The 9,669-nt window shown below is 70.4% G+C and carries 1 protein-coding gene (only partly in view); it reads right to left on the minus strand.

All coding sequences use genetic code 11. From position 1 onward, the window contains the following. On the minus strand, nucleotides 1–9,645 hold the 5' end (the start) of the coding sequence (locus SK854_RS03295; protein WP_319973433.1) for an SDR family NAD(P)-dependent oxidoreductase. The gene continues 19,995 nt to the left of window position 1, outside the view; the window shows 9,645 of its 29,640 coding nt (coding positions 1–9,645); its start codon is at nucleotides 9,643–9,645; its stop codon lies beyond the left edge, outside the window. Between the last annotated feature and the right edge of the window lie 24 nt (nucleotides 9,646–9,669).

Consider the following 9,669-nt stretch of genomic DNA (forward strand, 5'->3'; position numbering starts at 1 on the left):
CAACTCGACCGCGGTCAGCGAGTCGAAGCCCAGCGACTGGAAGGCGCGCGACGGATCGATCGTCTCGCCGCCGCTGTGTCCGAGCACCGCACCGACCTCGGCCCGGACCAGGCCCAGCAAGGCCTCCAGGCGGCCGGCGTCGTCCAGACCGGTCAGTTTCCGCACCAGCGACGACGAGGTGCCGGACGCCGCCGCCCGTCGAGCGCGAACCTTCACGAGCCCCTGCAACACCGCCGGAACCTCGCCGCGCGCACGGAACACCGGAAGGTCGAGCCGCAGCGGCAGCACTAGCGCGGCACCGGAAGACAATGCGGCGTCGAAGAGCTCGACACCTTCCGCGGGCGTGATCGGCGGCATGCCCGACTTGGCGAGCCGCTCGGCGTCCGCGCCGGACAGCATGCCCGTCTCCGCCCACGCGCCCCACGCCAGCGACACGCCCGGCAGGCCCTGCGAACGCCGGTGCTCGACCAACGCGTCGAGGAACGTGTTGCCCGCCGCGTAGTTGCCCTGGCCCGACGAACCGAAGATGCCCGCACCGGACGAGTAGACGACGAACGCCGAGACGTCGCCGGAGAGCTCGTGCAGGTTCCACGCGGCGTCGACCTTGGGGCGCAACACGTTCGACAGACGATCTGGCGTGAGCGACTCGATGACGCCGTCGTCCAGCACGCCAGCGGTGTGCACGATGGAACGGATCTGGTGCCCTGCAAGGAGGTTCGCGACGGCGTGCCGGTCGGCGACGTCGCAGGCCGCGACCGTGACCGACGCGTCCAGCTCCGCCACCCAGTCCGGCGTCTCACCGCGCCGACTGACCAGCACCAGGTCGCGGACACCATGTGCGGCCACGAGATGCCGTGCGATGACCTGGCCGAGCCCACCGGTACCACCGGTGATCAGCACAGGTCCTTCCAGCACAACGCTCTCACCGGCGGCGACCCGGGCGACACGCGGCACGAAGACCTCGCCGCCCCAAACGCGCAGCTGGGGTTCGGCGCTCGCGAGCGCCGCGTCCGGCAGGTCGCCGTCGGTCTCGATCAACGCGAACCGGCCTGGGTGCTCCGACTGCGCGGCCCGCACGAGCCCCCATACGGCCGATGCGCCCAGATCACCCTGCCGCGTCACGAAAACGAGCTTCTCGGCGCGTTCGGCCGCGATCCACTCCTGGATCTTCGCGAGTGCCTGAGCCGTCACCGCGTGCGCGGCCTCGACCGGAGAGCCTTCCGTCTCGACGCGCTCGACGACGTGTGCCGCCGGAACCGCCTCGGTGAGCGTGATCGGCACCCAGTCCAAGCCGAACAACGCGTCCTGCGCGGCGCTGAGCTGCTGCGCCGCCACGGCCCGTGTGACGAGCGAACCGACCGTCGCGACCGGCGTACCGGCGGCGTCGGCGAGGGCGATCTCCATGGAGCTGTCACCGGTGGTCCGCAGCCGCACCCGCAACGACGTGGCGCCGACCGCGTGCAGCGCGACACCTTCCCACGAGAACGGCACCGCGCCCTCGGTCCGCTGGTCGGCGAACGCGACCGCGTGCAGCGCCGCGTCCAGCAACGCCGGGTGGATGCCGAAACCGGTGGCCGCCACGTCCTCGGGGAGCGCGACCTCGGCGAACACCTGGTCGCCCAGCTTCCACGCGGCCCGCAGGCCCTGGAACGCGTGCCCGTAGTCGAACCCGAGCTCCGCGAACCGCTCGTACGCGCCCTCGATCTGCACGGCCTCCGCGCCCGCGGGCGGCCACGTCGAGGTGTCGAAGTCCGCGGCCGTGGCGCCGGACATCAGGAAGCCGGACGCGTGCTCGGTCCACGGCAGGTCGCTGTCCTCGGGACGGCTGTGGATCGCCACCGCCCGCCGGTCGCCGTCCCCGCCGACCCGGATCTGCACCTGCACGGCGCCGGACTCGGGCAGCACGAGCGGCGCCGCGATCGTCAGCTCGTCCACCCGATCGAGGCTCACCTCGTCCGCGGCCCGCAGCGCGAGCTCGACGAGTGCCGCTCCCGGCACGAGGACCTTGCCGTGCAACGAGTGGTCCCGCAGCCACGGGTGCGTGCGCAGCGACAGCCTGCTCGTGAACAGCAGGCCCTCTCCGCCGGCGAGCTCGACGGCGGCGCCGAGCAGCGGATGCCCGACCGCCCCGAGACCGGCCGACCGGACATCCGAGCGCGTGGACACCTCTGGCCAGAACGTTCGCTGCTCGAAGGCGTAAGTCGGCAGGTCGATCTTCCGGCCATGTTGACAGAACCTGTTCCAATCAACATTGACGCCGTCAACATTGATTCGGCTCAATGCCGTCAACATTGACCTGACCTCGTCAACGTTGCGCCGCACCGCGGGCACGCAGCCGTCCACCATCGCGGACAGCACGCCGTCCGGCCCGATCTCCACGAACTTGACGTCACCCAACGCGGTGACGTTGTCGTGGAAGCGAACGGTGTCGCGGACGTGGTTCACCCAGTAGTCGACAGTGTCGACATCGCCGGATGTCGACATTCCTACAACAGGCTCGTGGAACGTCAGCCCGCTGATGGCCTCGCGGAAGTCGTCCAGCATCGGCTCCATCAACGGCGAGTGGAACGCATGCGACACCTTGAGCCGCTTGTTCTTCCACTTCTGCGCGATGGCGAGCACTTCTTCTTCGACGCCGGCGATCACCACGGACCGAGGCCCGTTGACCACAGCGATGGACACGCCATCAGTCAGGTGCTCGCGCACCTTCTTCTCGGAAGCGACCACGGACACCATGGCGCCACCGGCTGGCAACGCCTGCATGAGCGACGCACGCGCCGTCACGAGCTGACAGGCGTCTTCGAGGCTGAACACACCGGCGACGTGCGCGGCCGCGATCTCGCCGATGGAGTGGCTCGCGATGCGACTGGGCTTCACGCCGTAGAACTCGAACAACCGGTACAGCGCGACCTGGAACGCGAACAGCGCGGGCTGCGCGACCCCGGTCTGGTTGAGCGCTTCCTGGTCGTCGCCCCACATGACCTCGCGGACGGCCGGGTCGAGGTTGGCCAGCACCGCGTCCAGCGCCTCGGCGAACACGGGAAACGCCCCGTACAGCTCACGGCCCATGCCGATCCGCTGCGACCCCTGCCCGCTGAACAGGAATGCCGGCTCGCCGGCCTTGGCGACACCGCGAGCCAATACCTCGCCGTCAAGCACTACAGCCCGGTGGGCGAACAACGCACGCGTGGTCAGCAACGAGAACGCGATGTCCGCCGCGTCCCCCGGCCACGCCTTGATCCGCTCGACCTGCCCGGCCAACGCGTCCGCCGAGCGCGCCGACACCACGTAGGGCACGGGCACCGCGGGGGGTGCGGGCACCGGAGCCGCCTCTGACAATTCCTGAGCGCTTGGCGCTTCCAAGATCACGTGGGCGTTCGTGCCCGACACACCGAACGACGAGACACCCGCGCGGCGGGGGCGGGCGACGGAAGGCCACGTCGTCGCAGCCGTGACCAGGGAGACCTCGCCCGCGGTCCAGTCGATGTGGGTCGACGGCTGGTCGACGTGCAGCGTCGCGGGCACGACACCGTGGCGCATCGCGTGGACCATCTTGATGATGCCCGCGACACCCGCGGCGGCCTGGGTGTGGCCGATGTTCGACTTGATGGAGCCGAGCAGCAGCGGCGACGGACGATCTTGGCCGTACACGGCGAGCAGCGCCTGCGCCTCGATCGGGTCGCCCAGGGTGGTGCCCGTGCCGTGCGCTTCGACGACGTCGACGTCGGTCACGGCAAGTCCGGCCGAAGCCAGCGCGGAGCGGATCACGCGTTGCTGCGACGGGCCGTTCGGCGCGGTCAGGCCGTTCGAGGCGCCGTCCTGGTTGACCGCAGAACCTCGTACGACCGCCAGCACGGTGTGGCCGTTGCGCAGCGCGTCGGACTGCCGTTCCAGCACGAGGAGGCCGACGCCCTCGCCCCAGCCGGTGCCGTCGGCGGCGTCGGCGAAGGACTTGCAGCGGCCGTCCATCGCGAGGCCGCGCTGCTTGGAGAAGGCGACGAACGAACCCGGCGTCGACATGACGGTCACGCCACCGGCCAATGCCAGTGAGCATTCGCCGTTGCGCAGGGCCGAGGACGCGAGATGCAGTGCCACCAAAGAAGAAGAGCAAGCCGTGTCGACGGTGACCGCGGGGCCTTCGAGGCCGAAGGTGTAGGCGACACGTCCGGACAGCACGCTCTGCGCGGTACCGGTGCCCTGGTAGCCCTCGAAGATGTCGTCGGACACCAAAGTCGAGTAGTCGTTGGACATCACGCCCGCGAACACGCCAGTTTTGGAGCCACGAACGGAAGCCGGGTCGATGCCCGCACGCTCGAAGGCCTCCCACGCGGTCCGCAGCAGCAGCCGGTGCTGCACGTCCGTGGCGAGGGCCTCGCGCGGGGACATGCCGAAGAAGTCCGGGTCGAACGACGGGGCGTCGTGCAGGAAACCGCCCTGCATCACGTGGGTCTTGCCGGCGGCGTCCGGGTCCGGGTCGAAGAGCCCGTCCAGGTCCCAGCCGCGGTTCGACGGGAAGCCGGTGACGCCGTCGCGTTCCTCGGACACCAGGCGCCACAGGTCTTCCGGTGACGCCACACCGCCTGGGTAGTGGCAGGCCATGCCGACGATCACGATCGGGTCGTCGGACACCGCTCCGGTGATCGCCTCCGGCACGAAGACGTCCGCACAGAACAGTTCGTCCATCAGGTAGGAGGCGAGGGCGCCGGCGGTCGGGTAGTCGAAGATCAGGGTCGCGGGCAGGCGGATACCGGTCGACGCGGTCAGGCGGTTGCGCAGCTCGACGGCGGTCAGCGAGTCGAACCCGAGCCCCTGGAACGTGCGGGTCCTGTCCACTTCGGACGCGCTGCCGTGGCCGAGCACGGCGGCGACCTCGGTGGCGACCAGGCTCAGCAACGCTTCCAGCCGGGCGTCGGAGCCGAGCCGTGACAGTTCGGCGACAAGTCCTTCCGCCGCGACGGACTGCGCGGCGGCGCGGCGCTTCGGGGTCTTGATCAGGCCGCGCAGCAACGGCGGCGGCGTGCCCTGGGCGCGCAGCGCGGGAAGATCCAGGCGAAGCGGCAGCAGGAAGGCGTCCGATCCGGCGGCACCGGCGTCGAACAAGGCCAAGCCCTCGGCGACCTTCAGCGGAGGCATGCCGGACCGGGCGATGCGCTGCATGTCGGCGTCCGACATCGCGGCGGTCATGCCCGAGGTCTGCTCCCAGGCGCCCCACGCCAGCGCGACAGCGTGCTGACCGGATGCGCGGCGCATGCGGGCGAGAGCGTCGACGAAAGCGTTGGCAGCGGCGTAGTTCGCCTGCCCGGCGCCACCGAACGTGCCCGCGGCCGACGAGAACAGCACGAAAGGCACGTCAGGCAACAGCTCGTGCAGGTGCAGCGCGGCGTCCGCCTTCGGGCCCAGCACCACGGCAATGCGCTCCGGCGTCAACGATTCGACGACACCGTCGTCCAGCACCGCGGCCGTGTGCACGACGCCGCCGACGGAGTGCCGCGACAGCAACGACTCCAGTGCCGAACGGTCGGAGACGTCGCACGCCTCGACGATCACGTCCGCGCCGAGCTCCTGCAACGCCGAGACGTCGGCAGAGCCGCTGCGCGAGACCAGGAACAGGTCGCGAACGCCGTGCTCCGCGACGAGATGCCGGGCCACCAGCTGACCGAGTCCGCCGGTGCCACCGGTGATGAGCACTCGACCGGACCAGGGCAACTGCGAGGTGGGCAGCGCGGCGCGGGCGAGGCGGGCGGCGAGAACGACACCGTCGCGGATCGCCAGCACCGGCTCGTCGGTCGTCAACGCGTGCAGCACCGCGCCCACGGAAGCGTCGGAGAAGTCCAGGTCCACCAGCACGAAACGGCCAGGGTGCTCGGACTGCGCCGACCGCACCAGGCCGCGCGCGGCGGCCGCGGCGAGATCGTCGCCGTCCACCGCGCCGCGCGTCACGAACGCGAGCCGCCCCTCGGGCCGCGTCACGAACTCCTGGATCAGCGACAACACCCGCGCACACGTCTCGCGAACATCCGTGCCGACCACAGGAACCAGCGTCAGGTCGGCGTCCGTCAACTCGGAGACGACCGGACCAGCGGCCAGCGACAGCACGTCCGGCCCGAGCACCGCGACGGTCTGCTCCGCGAACCCCGCCGGCAGTTCGACAGGCGCCCACTCGATGCGGAACAACGAGTCGCGCTCGACCCCGGACCCCAGCTCCTCAACGGGAACAGGGCGTGTCTGCAGGGCCTCGACGGACGCAACGGGTGCGCCGGTCGCGTCAGCGACGGCGATCTCCATCGAGCCGTCCTCGCCGCGCGACAACCGCACCCGCACCGCGGAAGCGCCCGATGCGTGCAGCGACACGCCCTGCCAGGAGAACGGCAGCCCGCCACGGCTGATCGAACCGAGGTCACCGAACCCGGCGGCGTGCATACCGGCGTCCAGCAGCGCCGGGTGCAGCCCGAACGCTCCGCCGTCGACGCCCTCGGGCAGCGCCACCTCGGCGTAGACGACACCGTCGCCGCCACGCCAGACCGCCCGCAGGCCCTGGAAAACAGGGCCGTAGTCGAAGCCCATGTCGGTGAAGCGCTCGTACGACCCGGCGATGTCGACGGGCTCGGCACCGGCGGGCGGCCACACCGAGGCGTCGAACGAGACCGCGTTGGTGCCTGAGCCGAGCACGCCGGAAGCGTGCTGAAGCCAAGGCAGGTCAACGGACCCCTCGGCCCGCGAGAAGATCGCGACGCTGCGCTTGCCCTCGGAGTCGGCAGCGCCGACGGAGACCTGCACCTGAGCGGCGGCGTCCGGCGCCAGCACGAGCGGCGCGGCGAGCGTGAGTTCTTCGACGCGGTCGCAGCCGACCTCGTCCGCGGCGCGAACGGCGAGCTCCAGGAATGCCGTGCCGGCGAACAGAACCCGCCCCATCACGACGTGATCGGCAAGCCACGGGTGCGTCGTCAGCGACAACCGGGACGTGAACAGGTGTCCCGACGAGCCGGCCAGTTCCACGGCCGCGCCGAGCAGCGGGTGACCGATCGAGCCGAGTCCGGCGCCGCGCACGTCGCCGGACTGCGTCTTCGGACGCGGCCAGAACCGCTGCCTCTGGAACGCGTACGTCGGCAGGTCCGCCTTCTGCGCCCCGGAACCCTCGAACAGCCGGGTCCAGTCCACGGGAACGCCCACGACATGTAGCCGCGCCAGCGCCGTCACGAACGCCAGCTCCTCGCCGCGGTCCTTGCGCGCGGTCGGGATCGCGTCGTCGACCATCGCGGCGAGCACGCCGTCCGGGCCGACCTCGACGAACGTCTTGTCGCCCAGCGCAGTCACGGTGTCGTGGAACCGCACGGCGTCGCGAACGTGCCGAACCCAGTACTCGGATTGTTCAACAATCCCACGAGTCATCAGGGGAATTGAGGGATTGTTGAACGAAATTCCGGAGATCGCCGCGCGGAAGTCGTTCAGCATCGGCTCCATCAGCGGCGAGTGGAACGCGTGGCTGACCTGCAGCTGCTTGAACTTGCGCGGCGCGACGCCGGACGTAGGATCGTTGAGTTGTTCAACAATCCTACGCGCTTCGTCTTCGACACCGGCGATGACCAGCGACGCCGGGCCGTTGATCGCGGCGATCGAGACGCCGTCGGTGAGAAGCGGAAGGACCTCGTCCTCGGTGGCCTGCACGGCGATCATCACGCCGCCGGCCGGGAGCGCCTGCATCAGCGAGGCGCGCGCGGTCACCAGCGTGCAGGCGTCCTCCAGCGAGAACACCCCGGCGACGTGCGCGGCCGCGATCTCACCGATCGAGTGGCCCGCCACCTGCTCCGGCACGAGTCCGAACGACTCCAGCAACCGGAACATGGCGACTTCGAAGGCGAACAACGCGGGCTGCGTGTAGCGGGTCTGCTCCAGCGCGGCGGCGTCGTCGCCCCACATCACCGAACGCAGAGCGGGGTCGAGGTGTTCGAGAGCGGCGTCGAACGCGGCGGCGAACACGGGGAACCGGGCGTGCAGCTCACGTCCCATGCCGAGGCGCTGGGATCCCTGGCCGGAGAACAGGAACGCGAGCGTGGTCTCGTCGGCGGCCACCCCGCGGGCGAGCTCGGTGCCGTCCGGCAGCACCACGGCACGCTGCTCGAACGACGCCCGCGCCGTAGCCAGGGTGTACGCGATGTCCAGCGGCGACAGGGAGTCCACGACAGCCTGCAGCCGATCTCGTTGCGCGTCCAGGGCAGCGGCGGTGCGACCGGACAGAACCCACGGCAGCACAGCGGGAGCGGACACGACAGGAGCGCCTTCGACGACCAGCGCAGGAGCCTGTTCGATGATCACGTGCGCGTTCGTGCCCGAGACGCCGAACGCGGACACACCGGCACGCAGCGGGCGGTCGACCGAGGGCCACGGCCGCGCGTCGTGCAGCAGGGACACGTTGCCCTTGGTCCAGTCGACCTGGGTCGAGGGCGTGCCGAGGTGCAGGGACTGCGGCAGCAGTCCGTTCTGCAGCGCCATGACGACCTTGATCACGCCGGCGACACCGGCGGCGCCCTGGGGGTGGCCGATGTTGGACTTGATCGACCCGAGGTAGAGCGGCTCGGCGCGGTCCTGGCCGTACACCGAGAGAATGGCCTGCGCCTCGATCGGGTCGCCCAGCGTGGTTCCGGTGCCGTGCGCCTCGACGGCGTCCACATCGGACGGTGCGAGGCCTCCGTTCTGCAGCGCCTGACGGATGACGCGCTGCTGCGAGGGCCCGTTGGGCGCGGTCAGGCCGTTCGAGGCACCGTCCTGGTTGACGGCGGAACCGCGGACGACGGCGAGGATCTTGTCGCCGGCGCGTTGCGCGTCGGAAAGTCGCTTCAGCACCAGCACGCCGACGCCCTCGGACCAGCCGGTACCGTCCGCGTCGTCCGAGAACGCCTTGCAGCGACCGTTTCCGGCGAGCCCGCCCTGCGAAGTGAAGGCGGCGAACCCGGCGGGCGTCGTCATGACCGCGACACCACCGGCGAGCGCCAGGTCGCACTCCCCAGCGCGCAGAGCGGACGAGGCGAGATGCAGTGCCACCAGAGAAGAAGAGCAAGCGGTGTCGACGGTGACGGCGGGGCCTTCCAGTCCCAGCAGGTAGGAGATGCGGCCGGAGAGAACGGAGGCGGCGAACGCGGTCGTGGCGTAGAGGCCGACGTCCTCGCCCGAGCGCGAGAGCAGATCGGCGTAGTCCTGCGAGGTCGTGCCCATGAACACACCGGTCTTGGTGCCGCGCAACGACTGCGCGTTCACGCCCGCGCGTTCCAGGGCCTCCCAGGCGGTTTCGAGCAGGAGGCGCTGCTGCGGGTCCATGACGACGGCTTCGCGGGGCGAGATGCCGAAGAACCCGGCGTCGAACGACGCCGGGTCTTCGAGGAAACCACCTTCGACGGTGGCGGAGTTGAGGTCGGCGACGTCCCAGCCGCGATCGGCGGGGAATCCGCCGATCACGTCCCTGCCCTGGGCGACGACCTGCCACAGGTCCTCGGGCGAGATCACCCCGCCGGGGTACCGGCAGCCGATGCCCACGATCGCGATCGGTTCCACCGCTGCCGCGATCAGCTGCTGGTTCTGCTTGCGCAGCCGGTCGATCTCCTTCAGTGACGACCGCAGAGCCTCGACGTACTGGTTAGCAGAGGTGGTCATCGCGCTTCCTTCTCGGATCGCCCG

It is taken from the genome of Lentzea sokolovensis, assembly GCF_033949975.1.
Classification (GTDB): domain Bacteria; phylum Actinomycetota; class Actinomycetes; order Mycobacteriales; family Pseudonocardiaceae; genus Lentzea; species Lentzea sokolovensis.